Source organism: Lewinella sp. LCG006, from assembly GCF_040784935.1.
Classification (GTDB): Bacteria; Bacteroidota; Bacteroidia; order Chitinophagales; family Saprospiraceae; genus Lewinella.
The window spans coordinates 226925-249904 of record NZ_CP160680.1 but is presented as its reverse complement, the minus strand read 5'-3'; the positions used below and the strand labels follow the sequence as shown (position 1 = coordinate 249904).

Genomic DNA, 22980 nt, shown 5'->3' with positions numbered 1-22980 from the left:
CATCAACACCTATTTCATCAACACCACATCTCCCGTGATCAGTTCAGTACTCCCATCGGTGTAGCGGATTCGTGCGTAATAGACGAAAACAGCGGGGTTGAGGGGTTCTCCCCACAAGGTGCCGTCCCAGCCCAGGGTGGGGGCGTTGGGGGGGAAGTTGTCTTGCTCGAAGACCATGTTGCCCCAGCGGCTGAAGATGCGCAGGCTTTCGATCTCGGCTACTTCATCGCCAGCGTAGAGGGTGAAGTAGTCGTTGTTGTCATCCCCGTTGGGGGAGAAAACGGTGGGGATAAATACCCGGCTGAGGTTGTTGACAAAGATGCGGAGGGTATCCGTGGCGGTACAGCCATTTTCATCGGTGACCGTGAGCAGAATGAATTGTGTTTCCAAAGGGGTAATGATCGGCATAAAAGGAGCGTCTTCCGACAATAAGCCCGGCGCATTCCACTTCCAGGTACTAATTGGGCGGGTAGGCTCAGGAGTTAGCACAACACTATCTCCCAAGGTGACGTCCAGATCTTGCCCCAAATTCAACCCTAAAGGAAGGGGAGCCGTGAGCGTAATGGATTCTTCCCATTGACAACCTTCACTACCGACTACTTGCACTTGATAGTTGCCAGGAAGCAAGTCTTCAAAAAAGGATAGCTGGCTGAACCCCTGCCCATTGATTTGATAGAGGTAGGGAGGGCTGCCGCCCATGACTTCGTTGATGCTGATACTTCCCGATTGATCGCCAAAGCAGGGGGGAGAGACGAAATCCACATCAAGGCCACTGATGGGCATGCCCTGGAGTATCACCGTTACACTATCGGTATTTGCACAGCCGGTGGCATTGTTCATTACCGTTAAGGTGTAGGTGCCTGCCATTTGGGTCGAATCCAGTAAGTTGGTACCATTTCCCAACAGTGAACCATCATTACTAGACCATTGGTAGCTAAAGTTGGTACCCTGAGAAGAACCATTACCATCGAGGTGGACCACCATCTGGTCACAACTGATATTGCCATCCGTATTGACGACTACTTGCGGTAAGCTTATTGAGCTGCCTACAAACACTGAATCGGGGCGACTGCTACAGCCATTGATGTTGGAGGTTAAAACCAGGTAATACCAGCCGCTTGTTGTTGCTTGGGCAGTGGGGCTGTTGCTGATGGTTTCGTCGTTTTCGTTGGTCCAGAGGAATTGAAAATCGGCGGTATTTGTGGGTTGGGTGGTACTTAAAATACTGCTGGAAGTGCTACAAGTAATGGGTTCCGCCAAGGCCAAAACAGGAATTGGACGAACAAAATTGGCACCCACATTAAAGGCGATTGTATCCCTACAGCCATTGCCGAGGTCGGTAACAATGAGGGAATAATTGCCGGGGCGATCCGTAAATACCTGTGGCGCCAGCACATCGGGGAATAAGCTGCCGGGTGGGACCGTCCTCCAGGTGTAAGCTAAGCCATCTCCTGTGCTTGACATGGAATTGGTGCCATCTAGCAACAGGGTGTCCTGGTTACAGTTAAGCTGCAAATTGCCCAAGCCTTCCACGGTAGCTAGCGGGGGGGCAAGGTCTTCACTCACGAACAGGCTATCTGTAACGGGGCAACCATTGCCAGCATCAGTGAGGGTGAGCAAATACCAGCCACCCGCTCCAACGAGTGGGGTTGGGGTGCTTGCATCGGCGATCAGGTTGCCCGTAGGTGTTGTCCAAGCCCAATTGGGGGTGCCATTAAAAGTCATTCCACTAGCAGACAGTCGGACCGTTGGTTGTAAGCAATTAATCAGGGTATCATTGCCCATCGTGAGTGTGGGTTGATTTTCATCTTCGGCAATGAACACACTGTCCAGGGCCGTACAGCCATTGATCTGTGATTGTACTTCGAGAAAATACCAACCAGGGGTGTAGATAATCGGTTGTAATGAGGTGGCATTGTCGATTTGTTCCAGATCAGGGTTGCTCCACGAGTAGGTGGCTGTTGCGGGGCCTGTTCCGGCCAACTGCAAGTTGTTGAGGGTGCAAAAGAGCGTGTCGGTATTTCCTGCCTCCACCATCGGAGGGAGCGTATCGATGCCTACTGTTACGACAAAACTATTGCTACAACCCGTATCGTCATTTATAGCAGTATATTGGTATTGCCCTGGCGTGTTTACCACTAAAGTGGTGGAATTAGGGGTACACATAAAAGAAAGCTCTTCCCCCAAATCATTGAGTGGGCACCAACGGGTCATGAAACTTCCCGTAGCTGGTGGTGCTGCCACCAGGGTGATGCTGTTTTGGCTACAGGTGAGCACCGTGTCGGGGAAGGTAGTGAGTACGGGTACATCTTCGTTGAGGCTTACGCGTACGGTATCCGTGGCCGTACAGCCATTGAGGAGATTGGTCACTTCCAGGGTGTATAATCCCGGGCAGGTGACGAGCGGTGTGGTATTGTCATTACCGGATATACAGCTTGCATTTGGCCCTGTCCATTGGTAGCTTACGCCGCTGAGGGTGGAGCCAGTACCATCCAGTGCAATTGCATTACTCTGGCAGGTCAGTTCCAGGTTGGGGCCCGCTTCTGCCACGGGTGGGAGCAAGTTTTCGGTGACTAAAACAGTGTCACTGCTGGCACAGCCGGTGAGTAAATTGGTTAACTCAAGGAGGTATTCGCCAGGTTCCGTTACCGTAAGTGTAGTGCCTGAGTTTGGTAAGTCGCCTAATGTTGTTTCTTCCCAACGATAGTGGTAGGTACCCTCTTCATTGAGTAGCAAATTTTGCAAGAAAATGGAACTACTGTCACAGGTGATCATTCGATCAGGCCCCAAGTCAACCATTGGCGGACTTGTCAATTCAAGCACGGTAGCGGTTACTGAATTGCTAAAACCAAGGGTGTCAATCGCGGTAAGGGTATAGTTGCCAGGGCTGCTGACAGACAGCATTAGGCTTTGCTCACCGGGCAGGTCACCGTTTTCGTCCGACCATTGGAGCACACAACCCTCGCAAGAGAGGCAAAATGCTACTTCGAGATCAAGGTTAGCCGTAAGGCAATCCAAGGTATCGACGGGCAACAAGTCCAGACAAGGAACGCAGGTTTGTTCGGTAACGGTAATCAGCTCGTTGCTGGTACAGCCTGTTTGGTTATTGACGACCGAGAAGGTATAATCGCCAGTCTGGTTAATCAAAACAGCCGAAGTGTTGGCGTCGGCCTGAACGCCTAAGCCATTCCAGGTGTAGGAATAATCGCCTCCTGCAGGAGTGACAAAAGCCCTTAATCGGAAAGTGTCGGCTTGACACGGAAAAACAGTACTTCCAAAGGCAATATTAGGGGGGCTATTGTTGAGCGTAACTTGAACGACATCTGTGCTAATACAGCCGTTGTTGATGTTCTGTGCCATAAACACGTAGGTGTCGGCAGCATTGGTGGTGTAGTTAATATTCTGACTGAGCGTGTCATCAGGAGCAAAGAAGGGCGTCCAGGCGAAAGTAAAATCATTGCTATTTCCCACGACGGTTCCCTGTAGGTTGGCCAGGGTTGTGTTACAGGTGATTTGTTGATTAGGCCCTGCATCTACGATAGGAGCAACGGTATCAATCAGGACGGTGATCGTAGTGGTGTCCCGCAAATTGAAGATGCTGTGCTCCACAATAAGCTGGTATTCTCCCGGACAGACCACCTCCATGATCGGCGCATCTGTAGGAGAAAGCAAGCAACTGGCAGATGGCCCCGTCCAAAGATAAGTTCGAGGTCCGGTAACCTGGCTATTGGTTCCGTTTAAAAAGATGGATTGGTTGGCACAAGTAAGCACTTCTGGCGGATCAATTATGGCCACGGGGGTACAGTCGATTAGCACATTGACGAAAGCTGTATCAGAACAAGACTGATTGATATCGCTAGTGACCAGGGTGTAAATGCCGGACACGTCTACGGTAGGTTGATTGTTGGCTAAGCTGATGGGAACATCATCCAAAAACCACTGAAAAACGCTTCCAATACTGCCACTGTTGTCTAAACTTACTGATCCGGTCTCGCAAGAGAGGTAAGCGGTGTCTGGCAGAATAGCAATGCTAAAGTTGGGTGCTAAACTGACCCTGGTGGTATCACTACCCTGGCAGCCGTTTTCAATATTGGTGACCGTAAGGGTATACAGCCCGGGGCAATCCGTGAAAATGGCCCAGCTATCTGATTGTGGGGTGATGCAATCGGCGGTCCACTCCCATGTGACGGGGTTGGAGAAAACGGTGCTATCGGGCACGAGTTGTACCAGATCACCTCCGCAAGCCAGCAATTGGCCCGACCCTGCGATGACGTCTTCGGGTGTGATAAAATCTTCGTCTACTTCGGCAGTAGCTGTATCGGTACAGCCGTTGCGGTTGTCCGTCACTTCCAGGGAGTAGGTGCCCGCCTCAGTTACGAGGAGGCTGTCACTTAAGGCATTAGGAATGGGTATGCTACTGCTGAACCATTGGTAGCTGTAAGCAGCACCAAGGGAGGTGTTGTTGCCGCGCAGAACGGCTGTTCCTGCATAGCAATTTAGCGTAATGTTGGGGCCAACATCAGCAAGGGGTGCCAATGTGTCTTGTGCTACAATAATAGTAGCAGTATCCCGACAAAAGTTATCCTGGCGAACGATGATTAGTTCGTAATTGCCGGTTTCCATCACCGAGAAGGTCCCTGTAGTCGCACTTTGTCCCGAGGGGCCTATCCAGTTAAAGTCGATCATCCCGGTTGGCGTGGAGGGAGTTCCATCTAGTAAAACAGTTGTGCTGGCACAGGTAAGGGTATCCGCTGGAGCGATGGCTGCCATGGCTGGCGAAATATCTTCCTGGATCAACAAGGAATCCACTGCGCTACAACCGTTGCTGGTGTTGAGGATTTCGAGAAAATACCATCCTGGACAGTCGACGATGGCTAAGCCAGGAGCTGGTGTATTGCTAATGCAAGGCCCTGACCAACTGGCAGAAATGTTGGGACCAAGCGAAGCAGAGCCGTCGAGTGTATCTGCTACAACAAGGCAGTTGAGCGTAAAAGCGGGACCAGTAAGGACGGTAGGTGGCTGTTGGTCGGCAACAATATTAACGGTGCTCGTGTCGGTACATGAGCTAAAAGTGTCTTGAACAACGAGTTGGTAATCCCCCGCACTGTTGACGGTGGTGAATGGACTGTTGGTAGACCCAGTGATATTGCCGTTGGTAGTAGACCACTGATACGTGAAGGCCGAGCCTGTGCTGGTATTTGGCCCACCAATTTGGGTGCTCGGTTGACTACAAGTGATGGTGGCCGCTGGTCCGGCATCGGCGGTGGGGGTAGCAAAATTTTCGTTGAGTACAAACGTATCCCGAGCCATACAGACGGTTCCTGAAACTTCCTGGCTTACTGCCAAAATATAGGAGGCGGCGGCATCAACGAGTAGGGTAGGGGTGGTCGCTAAAGGGGTCTCATTGATGCTTAGCCATTGGAAGGTAAGCTGCCCAGATGGTGAGGAACCGGTACTGTTGAGGAGTGTTGCTGGTTGCGCGCAACTGATCTCCGCGGGCCCTGTAATGTTGGCTTGGGGATCAAGCACCAATAAATCTACGCTCACCAAACTGTCGCAGCCCGCTACGGAGGTCAGTAGGATTTGGTAACTCCCAGTGGTGGTCAGTAAACTGTCGCCTACAGCAAAACTTTCGCCCGCACAAATGACCGGGGTGAGCGGTGTGATTTGCTCGGCTAAGACAACGAGATTGAGGTTGACGATGCTATCACAGCCCAACTCAACGCTCGCGAGGGTATCCCGATAAAAGCCCGTTTCAAAATAAAATGTATTGCCCACAAAGACGGTATCTCCCGGACAGAGGACGGTGTCAATTTGGGTAAACTGTACTTCCTGGACAAAAAGATCCAGGGTGACGATACTGTCACAGCCGACAAAATTATTCAGATCGACGGTATAAAATCCACTATCGAGAAAGCTTTGTCCGCCGACGACGATACTATCGCCCCGACAGATGCGCTCACTGAGGCGGGTGGTATCGGGCGGTGCGATGATGCTGACGTGCAAACATTCGGGCGTGAGGAGCCCACAAAGCCAGGGTTCCAGCCCTTCGAGATTGGATCGGATGCTGTCGATGGTGAGTACTCCATCGGGGAGCGGCAGGCTGTCGAGCTGGCTACTGCGGTAAGAGAAGCCACAGATGTCGTATTCCCCGGCTGCCGCAGTTCGTAGATCAAGCACGGAGTCGAGTTGTTGGTAAATTCCATCTTGGCTAATGAGGAAGGCGTAGCTGTATTCGAGGGTATCGGCTTCACCAAGCGGGAAGTTGATGTTGGGAGTGATTTGCAAAGTATCGGCACCAATGCAGGCCTGCAAGTTTTCGTTTTGCCACTGACCTGGCTGGGCAAAACAACACTCTACACCACGACTATCGCAGAAGATAAGCCTTATGTAGGTAATGGCACCGGGGTTATTGGAAGGATTGTTGGTGATATTAAAGGTCCAGGTACCGTTGACGGGCCCCGTATTGAAATCTTCAAGGCAGCCGCCAAAGGGGTAGTACGAGCCATCATAAAAGCCAAAAGGCACCCAGTTTTCGGTCTGGTTATTGTTCCATTGAGCGGTAAAGGCACTATCTGGTTGAGCGACAGCAGCACAGCTGACCAGGCTAATCTGCCATTGGGTACCCGGCGTAAATGCAAAAGGATCGTCGCTATTAGGTCCCAGAAGATTAACGGTTTGCCCGGCAGGAGAAGTTAGCGAAAGCTCAAAGTTTTCAACAAACTGGTGTACAAACCCCAGTTCAATGCCACACAAGCCTTGCATGGGATCACTAAGGTCATCGTTGAAGTAGTCACTGATCTCAAGCGCTATCGAAGCGGTAGAATTGGCCGTAAAGATGATGGTATCTCTTTGTCCACAATTTTGGGCAAAGCCCCGCGATAGGCACATCACGGTGAGGAGGGAAAACAATAAAAGGCGCACGAGCCGTTGGCGCATGGGAGGTAATGTTCTGGCAGCTGATAAAACGATTATGCGCTTTATAGACTGCTGTTCTTGGGATAATATTGTGAAGGCTGGCGAAGAAAAAACGGTTTCTCACCAGTCCTCAGGGTAAAGATACGACGAAAGGGGGAAATGCTGCTTTTTGGGGAGGGAGATCAGTTATGTCTCCCCAAAAAAGGACAGCGTATATCATTCGTAGGGTATAACTATAGGGATGCACAAAGTGGTAAGTCAATTTTTGGGAGAACTATTCTCATCTATACTGCCCCTGCCTTGCTGCAATCATTCAGAGAAGGTTTTTTTCTTGCTAGACCTAAAAATAAATTGGAATCATGTTATTTTATCTCGAATATGTACGGTGATGTTGGTGAAGAGATTTTCCGCTTGCAGCGAAATTTGTCCCAGCAGAATATAGCTACTTACTACGTACTATCTAATTATTGAAATAACATCAGCTATGAAATCATTTTTCTGGATTTTCCTGATTATCGATTGTTTAGTGCTGTTAGGAAGTCTTTATGAAACCTTTGCTGTAAGTTCTAATCGCAGCATGGGGAGTATGATGGCCTTTAATACAGCGCTTTTAGCCGCTATTATTGGGGCTTTATGGTTGCGTGTGAGTAATCCCAAATGGGCATTTTATGCAGCTGCTTTGCCTGCCTTCCTGCTTGTATTGGTTGTGGTTTATTACATTATTTTCGCAATGGGCCGTAAGGACTGGCGTTGATCCAGCTCTGTAACTCCCGTATCGAACACCCCTTCCCCAAAAAACGTTTCAGTACCAATTCGCCTAAAAATCCCTATCTTCCTTTTCACTATTAACAAAACCAATAAAACTATGATTGTCAAAGTAATTGAAGTAATCGCCTCTTCGGAAAAAGGTATTGAAGATGCTATGCAAAAAGCAGTAACAGAAGTAAGCAAAACCGTTCGTAACGTGGATTCGGTATTCGTAAAAGATATCAAAGCGCACGTTCAGGATGGCAAGATTACAACTTACGGAGTAATCTGTAAAATCTCTTTCCGGGTAACGGACTAAATGTTCAGCTGTTGAAACAAGAACAACTGAGCCACCGGGAAACCCGGTGGACGAAACAAGCCTTTCCCCTCATTCTGGCCTGCGATAATTGGCAGGACCCCCGGAATGTGGGGATGGCTTTTCGCTTGGCGGATGCCTTCGGGGTAGAAGCCATTTGGTTGGGAGGTGCTAGCCCCGTACCCCCAAATCGCAAAATTAGTAAGACCGCCCGGAGCACCGAGGGATGGGTGCCTTTTGTGCACCAAGCCAACCTGGCGCAAGCTTTAGTAGCGGCAAAAACGCAACAATACACCCTGATCGGGGTGGAAATTACCAATCAAAGCAAGGCCTTGGACGACTATTTGCGAACTGAAGTTCCGCAACCAACGATTTTAGTGCTGGGGGCGGAACAATCCGGGATTAGCAGGGAGGTATTGGAGGTGCTGGATGGTTGTGTGCACATCCCTATGTACGGGCGCAACTCCAGTTTGAATGTAGCCACCGCCTTGGCCATCGCGTTGAGTGCCTGGGTAAGTCGGTGGCGGGAGGGGAAGTAGAATTAAAGAGCTAGAAGGCACTTTAAAAATGCCTTCTAACTGGTCGTACATCTACGGTTCGGCGTTGGCTTGGCCTACGACGGACGGTAAATGCAAACCAGTGCTCGGGGGCCAAAGCCCAAGCTACAACATTTCCACCACCGCCTCCACCTGAAGACGTATTTTTAAACAACGAAAATGATTGAGGGAATAACTTTTGGGATACCGCTTAGAGCTGTAAACCAAGCCCGTGGCTTTGAGCTTGTCCAGCTGCCTTTTTAATTGTCCTGGTGATTTTTTGAGTGCTTGACTCAAATAGGGGAGATGAACGTCTTTTTCAGTTTGTAATTTTTGGAAGAGCTCCTGAGAGTCCGACTCCAATAGCAGTTCCAGCCGCTGGAGCGCCAGATTTATTTGAGCCGTTGTTAAGGTAGTGTTTCCTTTCCGCATGAGTGAAATGATTTTTCCGCAAGTAAATAAGCACAGCTTTTGCCCGAATACACATCGGAGGGTTAATACAAAAGCCGAGTTTCGCTTCAGCTACCCGTAGGAAAGCCGAAGCTATATGGTTCCACTCATTATTGTTATTTGTGCCTGGGCAAATTGGTATTTACCCATTTTGGGCTATTGTACGGCAGCTAATAGAGAAGGTTACGAATTATGGAAAAAATATGCTCATTTTTTTGAACGAGGATTATTCTGAATTACCCGCATTTGGACTCCAGCCTAAGCTGCATTGGCGAAGTGACTAAGCAACTTATTTTCGTCAAAATACCAACAATAGAATATGTAGGCATTGGGACACACAGAATCTACTCATTTGGTGTACCTTTGCTTAGAATTCATTCTGTAGGTATGCAGACAAGGTGATCTAATGAGGCGTGTCTGCTGCTTGTAAAGCATCAACTTTGAGTAAACCGGTTATTGATCTTATTATTCCAGCTTTCAATGAAGAAACTTCAATAGGGCTGGTGGTAGCAGACATTCCCAGGGATTGGGTACGTGAAATTATTGTTTGTAACAATGGGAGTACCGATAAGACGGCACAAGTGGCTGCCCAGGCTGGTGCTACCGTTGTGAACCAACCGAAGCCTGGTTATGGAAGTGCTTGTTTGGCTGGAATGGCGCATATTGAAGCTAAAAAAGCATCAGAACAGCCTGATATTGTGGTTTTTTTGGACGGAGACTACTCAGATCACCCAGAAGAGTTACCTTTGCTCATCAAACCGATTCTTGAAGAAGAGATGGATATGGTGATTGGCTCACGGGCCACAGGAACTAGAGAGAACGGAGCAATGCAACCCCAACAAATTTTTGGCAATTGGCTGGCCACGAATTTGATCCGACTGTTTTACAACTATCACTTTACTGACCTCGGTCCCTTTCGGGCAATCCGCTGGAATAAGCTTCAGGATTTGCAAATGCAGGATCCTGATTTTGGTTGGACCGTTGAGATGCAGGTTAAAGCAGCCAAACAAAAATTACGCTGTACGGAAGTTTCCGTTACTTACCGCCGCCGTGTGGGGGTGTCAAAAGTATCTGGAACCATTCGTGGAACGATACTTGCTGGACATAAGATTTTGTGGACCATTTTTAAGCTGCTGTAATTTCAGCAGTTAGGTAAAAGTCAATAAGGATGACTACACTTGCTTTTTTGGTGCTCGGAGTGTATACACTCGCCCTGTTGTACATCACCATCTACTGTGTGATGCAATTCAACCTCTTGTATTACTACAAGCGCGGTCGCCGCAATACGCCGGAGATGATCATGGCTGAACATGAGCAGCCGCTTCAGGTGGCTGTTGCTGCCGGTCATGAAAACTGGCATTCGGGATCGGGTTCAATGACGGCTTTTGCCGAAGAGGATACCGACGCTTACCCTTTCGTGACGGTACAATTACCGATCTACAACGAAATGTACGTGATCGAACGCCTCATCGACGCTGTCGCGGAATTTGATTACCCCAAAGACCGCTACGAAATCCATATTCTGGATGATTCTACCGACGAAACGATCGATATTGTTGCTGCAAAAGTAGCGGAATACAAAGCCCAAGGTTATAACATTGAACAGGTGACCCGCGAGGTTCGTCAGGGCTTCAAGGCTGGCGCATTGCGGGATGGTATGTCTGCTGCTAAAGGGGAATTTATGGCCATCTTTGATGCCGATTTTCTACCCAAGAAAGACTTCCTACTACGTACCCTACCTTACTTCCAAGATGAGAAAGTAGGCGTTGTGCAAACCCGTTGGGAACACATCAATGAAGATTATTCCCTCATCACCCGTTTGCAGGCTTTACAGCTCAACGTGCACTTTACGGTGGAGCAAGTGGGGCGGATGAACGGTGAGTACATGCTTCAGTTTAATGGCACTGCCGGCGTTTGGCGTCGCAAAACCATCGAAGACGCAGGTGGCTGGGAGGCCGATACCCTCACGGAAGACCTGGATTTGAGCATCCGTTCCCAGTTGAAAGGCTACAAGATTCGCTTCTTGGAAAACATCGGCTCACCAGCCGAATTGCCTGCGGAAATGAATAGCTTCAAATCGCAGCAGTTTCGCTGGATGAAAGGTGGTGCGGAAACCGCTAAAAAAATGCTGCCTACGGTATGGCGTTCTAACCTAAGCCTGAACCAAAAAATCCATGCTACCAGCCACTTGCTGGCGAGCTCGGTTTTCTTGTTCGTCTTTCTGGCAGGAGTGTCGAGTGTGCCGCTGTTGTTCTTCTTGGGGGATTTGATCGAGCTGGGCTTTAGCAAGAATTTCTTTGCTTACTTCCTGGTAGGTCTGCTGTCGATCATTGCGATTTACTACGTGGCCAATATCCAAAGCCCCGCCAATCAGGAGAAGGATTTTGGCAAGGCGGTGACGAAGTTCATCCTCCTCTTCCCACTGTTCTTAGCACTGTCGATGGGCTTGTCTTTGCACAATTCCGTGGCAGTTTTGCAAGGGTACCGTGGCAAGAAGTCGCCATTCGTACGTACGCCAAAGTTCAATATCAAGAACATCACCGATAGCTTTAAAAAGCAGAATTACCTCACCAAGAAGCTCACCTGGACAACGATCGGAGAGGGGCTGTTGTCGCTGTACTTTATTGCTGCAGTAGGTGGAGCCTTTTACGTGCAGAATACAACTTTCGTTGTTTTCCACTTGATGCTGGCGCTTGGTTTTGGTGCTATCTTCTTCTTTTCCGTGAAGCATTTGAGGCTCTAGTTGTATCGACCATAGTCTTGTTCACAAAAACAGAGTAGTACAAGAGCTGTCGCAACGAAAATGTCTTCAAAGTGGTTAAGGATTCCTGTAATAACAGCATACCTTAACCACTTTGTTATTTTACTGATAATGCAATTTCCAAGATTTCATCAACTGCTCGCGGGCTTCGTTATGCTTTTGGCAACCTTAGGCTTAGGTTACGGTGTTGAGCAGTCTTCGTTTACACGTATCATCTGTTGTTACGGGGTATTTTTCTTCGTCTATGTATGGCAGGTCAACAGGGTGAAGCAAGCCGATCTCGCGTATTGGCTGGGGGTAGCCATAGTGTTGCGTTTGGCTTTGGTAGGTGCCTTCCCGGCATTGTCGGATGATATCTACCGTTTTGTGTGGGATGGCCGCCTTTGGCTGGCTGGGCATAACCCTTTTGATCATTTGCCGGTATGGTACCTGCAAGCAGGACACGAGCTGCCCGGTTTGAACCAGGCGCTTTTCAGTAAACTCAACTCGCCCGAATACTATACCATCTACCCACCTGTAGCACAAGGCTTGTTTGCCTTCTCTTCTTGGCTTTCGCCCGACAGTGTACGGGGCGCGGCGGTAATCATGCAAGTTTTTTTGTTGCTCATGGAAGTAGGGACGATCTTTCTACTTTTGGCACTCCTACGCGAGTGGGGCCTCCCCGCAAGTAGTGCACTTTGGTACGCGCTCAACCCCTTGATCATTGTGGAGGTGGTAGGGAACTTACACTTTGAGGGTGCCATGATCTTTTTCCTGCTGCTGGGGGGCTGGCTCCTTTTGCGCTGGCGCCGTCGGGGAGGATGGTCTTTTGCCGCTTCTGCGGGAGCGATGGCATTGGCGGTAGCCAGTAAGCTATTGCCGCTGTTGTTCTTTCCTTTCCTGATTCGGCGACTGGGTTGGAAGCGCAGTTTTGGATATTTTGCTATACTTGGCATAGTGTTGATACTGAGCTGGGTGCCTCTTTTGAGTAGTTCATTTGTGGAAAATTTTTCCAGCAGTGTCAACCTGTATTTTCAGCAATTTGAGTTCAATGGATCACTGTACTATGTTGTTCGTTGGGTGGGGTACCAGATCAGTGGTTTTAACCTTATTCGTTTTGTAGGGCCTGTTCTGGCGGCCTTGGTGTTTGTGGCCATCACCGGCCGGGCACTGCAAGAACGCGCCAGCGAAAGCTGGGCCGAACTGCCCGGTCGTTGGTTGTTTGCCATCGGTATATATCTGTTTTGTGCCACTACCGTTCACCCTTGGTATACGGCCCTGCCACTGGTTTTGTGCGTCTTCACGCCTTATCGCTGGCCAGTCGTATGGTCAGGTATGATTTTACTTACTTACATCAATTACAGCTACTCTGAATACTATGAAAATCTTTGGCTCGTAGGATTGGAATATATAGTTGTACTTTTGTGGGGAAGTTGGGAGTTTTGGCAGCAAAGGAGAACAGCGTAATAAAATAAGCATACGTGATAGCTATAGGGAAATACAACGATTTAGAGATACTAAGGGAAACCAGCGTAGGTCTTTTCCTGGGTGATGAAGAAGGCGAGGATGTCTTGCTTCCGAATAAATACGTGCCAGAACACTACGATATTGGTGACCAGATCAGGGTGTTTGTTTATCTTGATTACGATGAACGTAAAGTGGCTACTACACTCACCCCTGGTATTTTACTCAATGAGTTTGCTTTGCTTGAGGTGGTTGATGTCGCTGATGTAGGCACCTTCCTCGACTGGGGAATGGAGAAGCACTTGATGGTGCCCTACAGCGAGCAACGTGTAAAAATGGAAGAAGGCCGCTGGTACGTCGTGTATCTCGCCCTTGACGAAGAAACCGACCGCCTCTACGCCAGCAATAAACTGGAAAAATGGCTCGTCAATGATGAGCTGACGGTGGAAGAGGGCGAGGAAGTCGAAATCCTCGTTTACCGCGAAACCGAGATTGGCTATTCCGTTACCGTGAACAACAAGCACCGAGGCTTGGTCTACAAAAATGAGATTTTCAAAGATCTCCGCATCGGGGATAAAATGACGGCCTACGTCAAGAAAATCCGCGAGGGCAACAAGATCGATATCTCACTTCACCCCATTGGTTATCAAAACTTCAACAGCAAGAATAGCGAGGATATTTACCACGCCCTGGAGCAAAACAACGGCTATCTGCCCATCACCGATAAAAGCGATCCGGAGGTGATTTATCACCATTTTCAGATCAGTAAAAAAGCCTTCAAAAAAGCCATTGGAGACCTGTACCGTCAGCGGAAGATTACGCTGGAAGATGGAGGGATTCGGATTGCGGAGTAGGGGGGTAAAGTCGGAGATCGGAAGTCGGAAGTCGGAAGTAGTAAAACACACGAGAACCAAGAGGAGAGCAGGCCACTAGGTGAACCTATTTCCGACTTCCGACTTCCGACTTCTGACTTCCGATTTTGAAAAAGGTTACCCCAATCGTACCATTGCGATCATACGTTTAGTATACCTCAATCGTACCAATACGATCATACGATCACCTTTAAAACCACAAAAAAATTAATTATGAAAATCCAAAACCTCTACCTCCTCCTTTTGCTCGCTTTAAGCGCTTGCCAACAAGCCACGCCTTCTGATCCTGTAACGGAACCCAAAGTGGACGAAATTTCCCCCGAGCAGGCCATCCAACAACTGGTGATCGATGCTTTCGATCAAGTTTGGTCGGCGCTGGACACCAATAGCCTCGCGCGCTTGCATACCGACGACTTCCTATTGCTAGAACATGGCGAAGTGTGGACCAACGACTCCATCATCAACTACCAGCGCAGGGCCATGACAGGTATGCTCGAACAAGGCTACCAACGTACCAACCGAATGGAATTCCTAACCACCGAAGGTAGCGGAAACCTCGCCTGGACGACTTACCACAACTACGGCACCTGGACCGTCGGCCAAGATACCACCGGACAAGCCCACTGGCTGGAAAGCGCCGTCGCCGTGAAGACTGCTGAGGGCTGGAAACTGAAGATGTTGCATTCTACCAGGGTGGGGAATTAAGTATGCTGGGTGAGTAGGTACCCATTCGTATAAATACATTCATGCATTTATGCGCACCTCGCTTGTAGTAAAAAAGCAAAAAAAACTTAGGTGCCCTTAGGTGCCTTATGTGGTTCGAAACCCGCATCCCCTTGCCAAGCAGTTAACTTTTACACCCTTCCACCTTTCCAACCCTTACACCCTAATCTCCCCGGACACAACGTACACAACAAAGATCCATTTTTGGAACCTGGTCACTATAAATGCCACTTTCTCTTTTGCTCAGCATCCGATACAGCGAAAATTGCTCACCTGCTGGCCCCGGCGCATCTACCCAATAATAAACAAATTGGTCTTTGCCCAAAAAGCCAGTACCTCGGAATTTACCCATGCCTGAATATTTTACACCTAGCTGTTTTGCCAGCAGGGTACCTTCCTCTTCGCCGCGCCATACCCTTATGGCCTCCACTTCGGTAGGCTGCATGCCCAGCGCTTGTTCCAGGGTTCGCCAATCCGTTTCCGTGGGCAATCTCCAGCCTTCCGGGCAGGCGGTCTTCGCTTCTTGAAAATTATAGAGCCTGCCGTATTCCCGGCAGTTTTCTTCCTCGTTTTCGTAGCAAAACGATTCTGGCGTATGGAACTTTAAATCAGCCCCTAGCCAGTCTTGAGCACCAATGGTGACGACCTCGTAGACTCGCAGATCCCTACTGTCGACGAATTGGTTGCTCTTCCCTGACTTAACATCCTCGCAACTACTTTGTAGCAGTGCTACGACTATGATAATGGATAGTAATCTACTCAAATCTTGTCTTATTAAGCGGTCAGAGACACCTATTTGCCTTTGTGGTAAAAACAAAATCTTAGGTGCCCTTAGGCGCCTTATGTGGTTCGAAAAAACTAGGTGGTAAAACCCTGCAATCGGCACCCCTTGCCAAGCAGTTAACTTTTACACCCTTCCACCTTTCCAACGTTTACACTGTTAAAAGCCCCCCGCACCAAAAAGGTAGAAAGTGATTAAAAGTTGAATATTGAAGCTAACCATCAACAACCAACCATCAACAATCAACCAACAACAACGCTCTCAAACCCCCACCAGTCCAATCTCCCGTACCGTCTCCATCTCATCCGAATACCAGAACGCATCGAAATTGTCGAAATGAAGTAGATAATCGGTTTTCAATTTTTCAAACGGAAGGGGCTTTTCCTGCTGGGGAGCCGCGTTTTCTAGCATCTTGATCAACCACTCGGCCTGTGGCTCGGGGAGGTTGACCGAAACGGTATCGCGTTGATCGTGAAAAGTAAGCTCCATTAGTGGCTTGCCTTTCTTGCTTTTACCCGTGGGGGAGCTACTTGGCGTACTGCCCAACCAAACGATCTTGGCCGAGGGTTTGGTAATGGGGTAGGGGGCATCTTCCAGGCTGCGCACAATGTAATCTTCCGCAATCGTGGTGTTAGGCACTTGAAAATCAAACCACTCCTGCAACTCAAACTCAAAACCAATCCCGTGCATGTAGTTGAACAAGGACTTTTTGAGACCGAAGCTAAACTGGTCGTGGTCAATTCCCGTTTGGTCCGTAAACTGAATATCGTTATTGGCGAAGGTGATCTCGGCTTGGTGAGGTACCACGCCATAAGTTGCCGGATCTAACCCCACCGGACTGTGTGCAGTGAGGGCAAACTGGTGCCAAAAACCCGATTGCAATACGCCCACCTCGAATAACTGCCGAACCATCTCCAGGCTGTCGACGGTCTCTTGTACCGTCTGGGTAGGGTAGCCGTACATGAGGTAAGCGTGCACCATGATACCACTTTCGGTAAAGTAGCGGGTCACACGCGCCACCTGCGCTACCGTCACCCCCTTTTGGATCAACTCCAGCAGGCGGTCGGAGGCAACCTCCAAGCCTCCGGAAACAGCTATACACCCCGAGGCAGCCAGCAGCCTGCACAAGTCCCTGGTGAAGCTCTTCTCAAAGCGGATATTGGTCCACCACGTCACCGTCAACCCGCGCCGGATGATCTCCAGGGCTACCGCCCGCATGAGCGCTGGCGGCGCGGCCTCATCCACAAAGTGAAAGCCACTTTCGCCGGTTTGTGCCATCAATTCCTCCATCCGGTCTACCAACAGGCGGGCGGCTACAGGCTCGTAGAGTTTGATGTAGTCGAGCGAGATGTCGCAAAAAGTGCATTTGCCCCAGTAGCAGCCGTGCGCCATGGTGAGCTTGTTCCAGCGGCCATCACTCCACAAACTGTGCATAGGGTTGGCGATCTCAATGACGGAGATGTATTGGTCGAGCAGCAGGTCTGAATAGTCGGGCGTGCCCACGGTGCTCTGCTTGTAGTCTTGCTGCAGCGAAAAGTTATTGTAGAGCACCTCGCCTTTCTCATCCAGCAGAAAGGTGCGCTTGAAGAGCTGAAAGTCCGGATTTTTATCCGCTGGCACCAGCACGTTCTTGGTCAATAACTCAATGGGCAGTTCCCCATCGTCGAGGGTGATATAGTCAAAAAAAGCAAAAACGCGTGGTTCCTTCAGGTCGCGCAGCTCGGTATTGGCAAAGCCGCCGCCCATCGCTGTCTTTACCTCTGGATAGTGGGCTTTCAGGTACTGTGCACAACGGAAAGCGCTGAATAAATTGCCCGGAAACGGCACCGAAATACACACCAGTTTGGGCTGTATTTCCTCCATGCGTTCGGCCAGAATATCTACCGTCAGTTGGTCGACGTAAGAAAGCTCCTCCTGCAACTCACGGTAGAGTTCGTCAAAGCTGTTGGCCGATCTTCCCAGCCTTTCGGCGTAACGGCTGAAGCCAAAATGCTCGTCGATACACTCCACGATAAAATCCGATAAATCTTCCAGGTAGAGGGTCGCAAAATGCTTGGCTTTGTCCTGCATGCCCATGTTGCCAAAAGCCCACTCCATATCGTCCAACTGCTCGAAGCGACTGGCTTGGGGCAAGTAGTTTTCACTGCAAATATGGCGCGCCAGTGTGGGTTGGTGCCCTTGTAGGAAGGCAATTACGGGCTCAATGGTCTTTAGATAAGCGTGCCGCAAGGCATACATCCGTTGGGTGTTGGGCGTCTCTAATCGATCGTGTTCATAGGCAGCCTCAAAGAGCAGCTCCAGGCTTTCGCGCGTAAACAGCGCCAGCATGACCTCAATACCTAGGTCCATCTGGTACGAAGAGATGCCCTTCGTATTCAGAAACCCTTTCAAGTAGGCCGTTGCCGGATAGGGCGTGTTCAGCTGGGTGAAGGGAGGCGTAAGAAGGAGGAGATCTGACAAGTGGGAATGATTTTGAAAGTTACCGGAAACAAAGGTAAACATTGCCAATATAATTCTTGGCGAGGGATCAATATTGATTAACTTCGTTTCCTAAAACATTTTTTATTGAAAGGTAAAGTCGCCAGTCTGTTGCTGTTTTTGTGTTTGGTAGCACCCCTTGCGCTTACCTTTACCTTTCTGCATTACCAAAAAATACAAACCCGTAAGAAGGTTGAACGAGAAATCAGCAGTAGCGGCGACCATGATGGTCTTGTGTTGCTAAAGTTTACCGAAAAAGAGTCACAAACCTTGCTGCGCTGGGAGCATTCTCGCGAGTTTGAGTACGCGGATCAGATGTACGATGTGGTAAAGACCGAAACACACGGAGATACAACTTATTACTGGTGCTGGTGGGATGAAGCTGAAACGAAACTGAATCAGCAGTTGGAAGAACTACTCGTCAGTACGCAAAGTAAACAGCCCGTTCAGCCTTCCCAACAAGATAAGCTCATAGATTTTTTTAAATCGCTCTACTGTATTCCTCCTCCGATATTTGGGGCAGGTACCTTTCAAAAAGGTCAAGTTTCTTTTACTTACGAGCATCATTACAGCTCCTTTGTTTACCCACCTCCTGTGCCGCCGCCGAAGGCGTTTGTTTAAAATGCTTATTGTGATATTGCACAAGGAAATTTCACAACAGCATCCCTTCTTATTTATTTCTTCGATTGGTTGTCTATCAACTTGTTAGAGTTGTTGGGCTATGCCTGTATTATTAAAATAAAGTCCGTCAAGGTAAGATTTGTGAGAATTTGAAGACGCTATTTTTTCCATTCGCAAGGCGAAAAACGCAGGCAACGCAGCGCGTTGGCGAGGCTTTTCAACGCAGCGAAGGGGAAAAAGAGCAGGTCAAAAATCACAAATCCTACCTTGGAGGACTATAACTGTTTCTCCGACTATTGCTGTAGCCGGGGAACGCGTTTCCTATATATTATTATGAAAAAACATTTATTACTATGGTTGCTGCTATGCTGTGCCTTCTGGTCGCATACCCAAACCATAACGGTTAAAGACCTGGAATCGAATAAGCCACTCGAATTTGTGACGCTTTTGAGTACTCAGCCCGAAGCCTATGCGGTGACCAATGCCAATGGGCGGGCAGATATCTCTGCTTTTCAGGGAGCCGAAAATATCGAAATCAGGATGCTTGGTTACAAAATGTTGGCGAAAAGCTACGCGGAACTAGCAGCTATGAATTTTCAAGTTTCTTTGGAACACTTCAATCTGAATTTGGATGAGATTGTGGTTTCCGCTACGCGTTGGCAGCAATCTTCAGGGCAGGTGCCGATGAAAATTATTTCAATTTCTCCACAAGAAGTAGCCCTGCAAAATCCGCAAACGGCAGCAGATTTGCTAAGCATCTCGGGGAAAGTGTATATCCAGAAAAGCCAGCAAGGTGGAGGTAGCCCAATGATTCGCGGCTTTGCCACCAATAGGCTCTTGTATACCGTCGATGGAGTAAGGATGAATACGGCTATTTTCAGAGGTGGCAATCTTCAAAACGTCATCAATTTGGATCCTTTTGCGATCAGCAATACGGAGGTATTGTTTGGGCCAGGCTCCGTTATCTATGGCAGTGATGCCATTGGTGGGGTTATGAGTTTTCAGACCCTTACCCCGCAATTGTATGTTGATGACAAGCCGTTGATTACGGGAAAAGCCTTTACGCGTTATGCTTCGGCGAATCAGGAAAAAACGGGCCACTTTGATGTCAATGTAGGTTGGGAAAAGTGGGCGCTCGTGACCAGTTTCAGTGCCTGGGATTTCGACCACCTTCGGCAGGGCAGTAAGGGTCCGGATGATTACCTCAAAGACTACTTTGTACAGCGCCAGGATAGTACGGATGTGGTGATTACCCAGGAAGACCCTCTCTTGCAAATCCCCTCGGCTTATTCCCAAATGAATTTCATGCAAAAGGTGCGTTTCCAACCCAATGAAGCCTGGGATTTTCAGTACGGATTTCACTATTCGGCGACCTCTCCCTACGGGCGGTATGATCGTCACAACCGGGTGCGCAACGGCACCGCCCGTTATGCGGAATGGAATTACGGCCCCCAAAAGTGGATGATGAACCACCTGAATATAGCTCACGAAGGCAACAATGGTGTCTACGATGAAATGACCCTCCGCTTGGCCCAGCAATCTTTTGAAGAAAGCCGTATCGATCGATCCTTGAACAAAGAGGACCGAAATACACAAATCGAAAATGTGGAAGCCTATTCGCTAAACCTGGATTTTACGAAAGGTTTTGGCGGCAAGCATACCTTGTTTTACGGGCTGGAATATGTATTAAACGACATTACTTCCGAAGGATTGATCACCAATATTTCCACGGGTGAAGTAGCGAAAGGGGCTTCCCGATATCCTGCGGCGACTTGGAGTTCTGCCGCAGTTTATGTTAGCGACGAATTTAAAGTCCAGAAAGATCTCACCCTGCAAGCGGGCTTGCGTTTCAATCAATACCGTCTTGATGCTGACTTTGCCAATAACCTGGAATTTTACCCTTTCCCGTTTAACGAGGCAAAATTAAATGAGGGTTCCTTGACAGGAAGCATCGGTGCCGTTTATCGACCTGCGGATACTTGGGTGATTAGTGCAAATTTTGGCACGGCCTTCCGTTCTCCCAATGTGGATGACCTTGGGAAGATTTTCGATTCAGAGCCTGGTGCAGTAACCCTGCCCAATCCCAATCTTGAAGCCGAATATGCTTCCAATTTCGATGTAGGCATTGCCAAAGTATTCAACGACGTTGTCAAGATTGACCTTACAGGGTATTATACCGTTTTGCAAAATGCGTTGGTGCAAAGGAACTTTCAGCTCAATGGTCAGGACAGCATCCTTTACGATGGCGTCCTCAGCCAGGTGCAAGCTATCCAGAATGCGGCAGTTGCCAATGTCTACGGTATCCAAGCAGGTTTGGAATGGAAACTCCCCGCTGGTTTCAGTTTTTCCTCTTCCATCAACTATCAGATTGGAGAAGAAGAGCTAGACGATGGTACCAAGAGTCCCTCCCGTCATGCTGCTCCTTTGTTTGGCGTAAGCCGCTTAATGTATAAGGCCAAGAAGTTGAATTTACAGTGCTACGCCAACTACCAAGGCGAACGCAAATTTGAGGATTTGGCAGTGGAAGAGCAGGGAAAAGATGAAATCTACGCCAAGGATGCCAATGGAAATAATTATTCTCCAGCATGGTATACCTTAAATCTTAAGGCATTGTACGATCTGTCCACTATCTTTACGATCAGCGCAGGAATGGAGAATCTGACCGATCAGCGTTACCGACCCTATAGTGCCGGCATTTCTGCTCCCGGAAGGAATTTTATCCTTGCGGTAAGTGCTAATTTTTAACAGAGTTGTTCTGCAAGAACAACTCTACTAGTAAACTTTAAAATGAAAAACAATTATCGATTTCTCGTATTCCTGGCTCTCCTTTTACCAATGGTACTCAGCGCAACGCCCGTGCAGGTAGAAGCCGAAGATTATGCTGCCATGCAAGGCATAGAACTGGAAAATGGCGGTACAAACATCGGCTATTTTGACGATGGCGACTGGCTGCAATACACGGCGATCAGTTTTGATGGTGGCTATAACAGCATCACTTTCCAAACCGCTAAAGGCAACAATGGCGGGAGCGTAGAAATTCGCCTGGATGCCCTTAATGGACCAATCATCGGTACTTTTTATCCGCAAAATACCCTTGACTGGACGGTGTTTGAAGCACAGCTCACAGGGATCGATGCGGTGACGGGTACGCATGATCTCTTTCTGGTAGGTCGGGGAGTTACAGGCGTCTGCAACCTCGATTTTTTTGTCCTTTCGGAAGAAGAAATTTATGAACCCAACTGGGTATTAGATTGGGCTGACGAATTCAACGGTAATGCTGTTGATGAGAACTATTGGTCAAAAGTTCATCACGGCAACCCCGACAATGGTGAACTACAGTTTTATACCCCTCGACCGGAGAACATCGTTGTCTCGGACGGTACGCTCAAGCTGATCGCCCGTCAGGAAACCTACACGGGGCAGGGCCCCGCGATGAACGCACCTGCCACCCGCAACTATACCTCGGGTAAGATCGAAACCTTGGGCAAGATCACGTTTCAGTACGGAAAGATCGAAGCCAGTATGAAGCTGCCCCGCGGTCCAGGTACCTGGCCTGCTTTCTGGATGCTGGGCGAAAATATCTTCGAACCAGGCATCGGCTGGCCCCGTTGCGGCGAGATCGACATCATGGAGCACGGTCAGGATTTCAATAACCTCGGCGCCGCCATCCATACCCAGGCTTACAATCACACCATTGGTACCCAAATTACGGGCACTTACCAGATCGATGATTACGATACTGGTTTTCATACCTACGGTCTGGTATGGGACACGGAGGAGATGAGCTTCAGCGTTGATGGCGAAACCTACATGAGGGTCAAAAAATCCTCCATTGGCGATAGCGAGGCCCAGTGGCCTTTTGATCAGCCCTTCTTTATCATCCTCAACCACGCGGTAGGAGGTGCTTGGGGCGGTACACCTGATAACAGCCTCTACCCACATACCGTGGAGGTCGACTGGGTACGCGTCTACAAAGATGAGCAGCCAACGTCGACGGCAGTTTTAGAAGAAACACCCTCGCTGTCTGTTTACCCCAACCCCACGAGTGGTCTGGTACAGATCACCATCGGCGAAAACCCTACGGCTGTTACCGTCTCCCTAAATGATATTACGGGTCGGGAACTAGCAACTAAAAAGGCTGAATCGGAGCAATTGACCTTCGATTTGGCGGGCCTCCCCAGTGGCGTCTATTTCGTAACCGTGTACGAGCAAGGCACCGGACGATTGTTACAGTCATGCAAGGTGGTGAAGGAGTACTAGGATTATTGGATAGTTGGATGGTTAGGATTTTTTTGTCCAACAAACAAACCATCCAACCATCCAACCAGCAAAGC

At 48.9% G+C, this 22980-nt stretch carries 15 protein-coding genes; 11 read left to right on the top strand and 4 right to left on the bottom strand.

What is annotated here, in order from left to right; genetic code table 11:
* Positions 1 to 9: 9 nt before the first annotated feature.
* Complete coding sequence (locus tag AB0L18_RS00830; RefSeq protein ID WP_367390691.1) at positions 10 to 6939, bottom strand: gliding motility-associated C-terminal domain-containing protein; 6930 nt, start codon at positions 6937 to 6939, stop codon at positions 10 to 12.
* 463 nt (positions 6940 to 7402) lie between these two features.
* Between AB0L18_RS00830 and AB0L18_RS00825 the strand changes: the two genes are divergently transcribed.
* From AB0L18_RS00825 to AB0L18_RS00815, 3 genes are all read left to right on the top strand, one after another.
* Entirely contained in the window at positions 7403 to 7672 is a 270-nt protein-coding gene (locus AB0L18_RS00825; protein WP_367390690.1) for a hypothetical protein, read from the top strand.
* A gap of 111 nt (positions 7673 to 7783) precedes the next feature.
* On the top strand, positions 7784 to 7984 hold the full coding sequence (locus tag AB0L18_RS00820) for a dodecin family protein (RefSeq protein WP_367390689.1): 201 nt from the start codon (positions 7784 to 7786) through the stop codon (positions 7982 to 7984).
* 11 nt (positions 7985 to 7995) lie between these two features.
* The gene (locus AB0L18_RS00815; protein WP_367390688.1) at positions 7996 to 8520 is read left to right on the top strand and encodes a TrmH family RNA methyltransferase; all 525 of its coding nucleotides are present in this window, start codon (positions 7996 to 7998) and stop codon (positions 8518 to 8520) included.
* 123 nt (positions 8521 to 8643) lie between these two features.
* Here AB0L18_RS00815 and AB0L18_RS00810 read toward each other — a convergent pair whose 3' ends face one another.
* Positions 8644 to 8949: a hypothetical protein gene (locus AB0L18_RS00810; protein WP_367390687.1), complete on the bottom strand. Its 306-nt coding sequence runs from the start codon at positions 8947 to 8949 to the stop codon at positions 8644 to 8646.
* 458 nt (positions 8950 to 9407) lie between these two features.
* Here AB0L18_RS00810 and AB0L18_RS00805 point away from each other — a divergent pair, with 458 nt between their 5' ends.
* From AB0L18_RS00805 to AB0L18_RS00785, 5 genes are all read left to right on the top strand, one after another.
* Positions 9408 to 10106: a glycosyltransferase family 2 protein gene (locus AB0L18_RS00805; protein ID WP_367390686.1), complete on the top strand. Its 699-nt coding sequence runs from the start codon at positions 9408 to 9410 to the stop codon at positions 10104 to 10106.
* A gap of 29 nt (positions 10107 to 10135) precedes the next feature.
* Complete coding sequence (locus AB0L18_RS00800; RefSeq protein ID WP_367390685.1) at positions 10136 to 11710, top strand: cellulose synthase family protein; 1575 nt, start codon at positions 10136 to 10138, stop codon at positions 11708 to 11710.
* A 129-nt stretch (positions 11711 to 11839) separates the two neighbouring features.
* Positions 11840 to 13174, top strand: coding sequence for a glycosyltransferase 87 family protein (locus AB0L18_RS00795; protein WP_367390684.1), 1335 nt, complete (start codon positions 11840 to 11842; stop codon positions 13172 to 13174).
* A 14-nt stretch (positions 13175 to 13188) separates the two neighbouring features.
* Positions 13189 to 14025, top strand: a complete 837-nt coding sequence (locus AB0L18_RS00790; protein ID WP_367390683.1) for a S1 RNA-binding domain-containing protein — start codon at positions 13189 to 13191, stop codon at positions 14023 to 14025.
* 231 nt (positions 14026 to 14256) lie between these two features.
* Entirely contained in the window at positions 14257 to 14748 is a 492-nt protein-coding gene (locus AB0L18_RS00785) for a DUF4440 domain-containing protein (protein WP_367390682.1), read from the top strand.
* 181 nt (positions 14749 to 14929) lie between these two features.
* On the opposite strand, the gene AB0L18_RS00780 is transcribed toward AB0L18_RS00785, so the two are convergent.
* Positions 14930 to 15529, bottom strand: coding sequence for an FISUMP domain-containing protein (locus tag AB0L18_RS00780; RefSeq protein ID WP_367390681.1), 600 nt, complete (start codon positions 15527 to 15529; stop codon positions 14930 to 14932).
* Between the two features lie 279 nt (positions 15530 to 15808).
* Positions 15809 to 18007: a radical SAM protein gene (locus AB0L18_RS00775; protein WP_367390680.1), complete on the bottom strand. Its 2199-nt coding sequence runs from the start codon at positions 18005 to 18007 to the stop codon at positions 15809 to 15811.
* Positions 18008 to 18112: 105 nt separating this feature from the next.
* Here AB0L18_RS00775 and AB0L18_RS00770 point away from each other — a divergent pair, with 105 nt between their 5' ends.
* The 3 genes from AB0L18_RS00770 (at position 18113) to AB0L18_RS00760 (ending at position 22906) form a co-directional block, all read left to right on the top strand.
* A complete protein-coding gene (locus tag AB0L18_RS00770) occupies positions 18113 to 18646 on the top strand; it encodes a hypothetical protein (RefSeq protein WP_367390679.1) in 534 nt (177 codons plus the stop codon).
* Positions 18647 to 18979: 333 nt separating this feature from the next.
* Complete coding sequence (locus tag AB0L18_RS00765; RefSeq protein WP_367390678.1) at positions 18980 to 21391, top strand: TonB-dependent receptor; 2412 nt, start codon at positions 18980 to 18982, stop codon at positions 21389 to 21391.
* Positions 21392 to 21433: 42 nt separating this feature from the next.
* On the top strand, positions 21434 to 22906 hold the full coding sequence (locus AB0L18_RS00760) for a family 16 glycosylhydrolase (RefSeq protein WP_367390677.1): 1473 nt from the start codon (positions 21434 to 21436) through the stop codon (positions 22904 to 22906).
* The last annotated feature ends 74 nt before the right edge of the window (positions 22907 to 22980 follow it).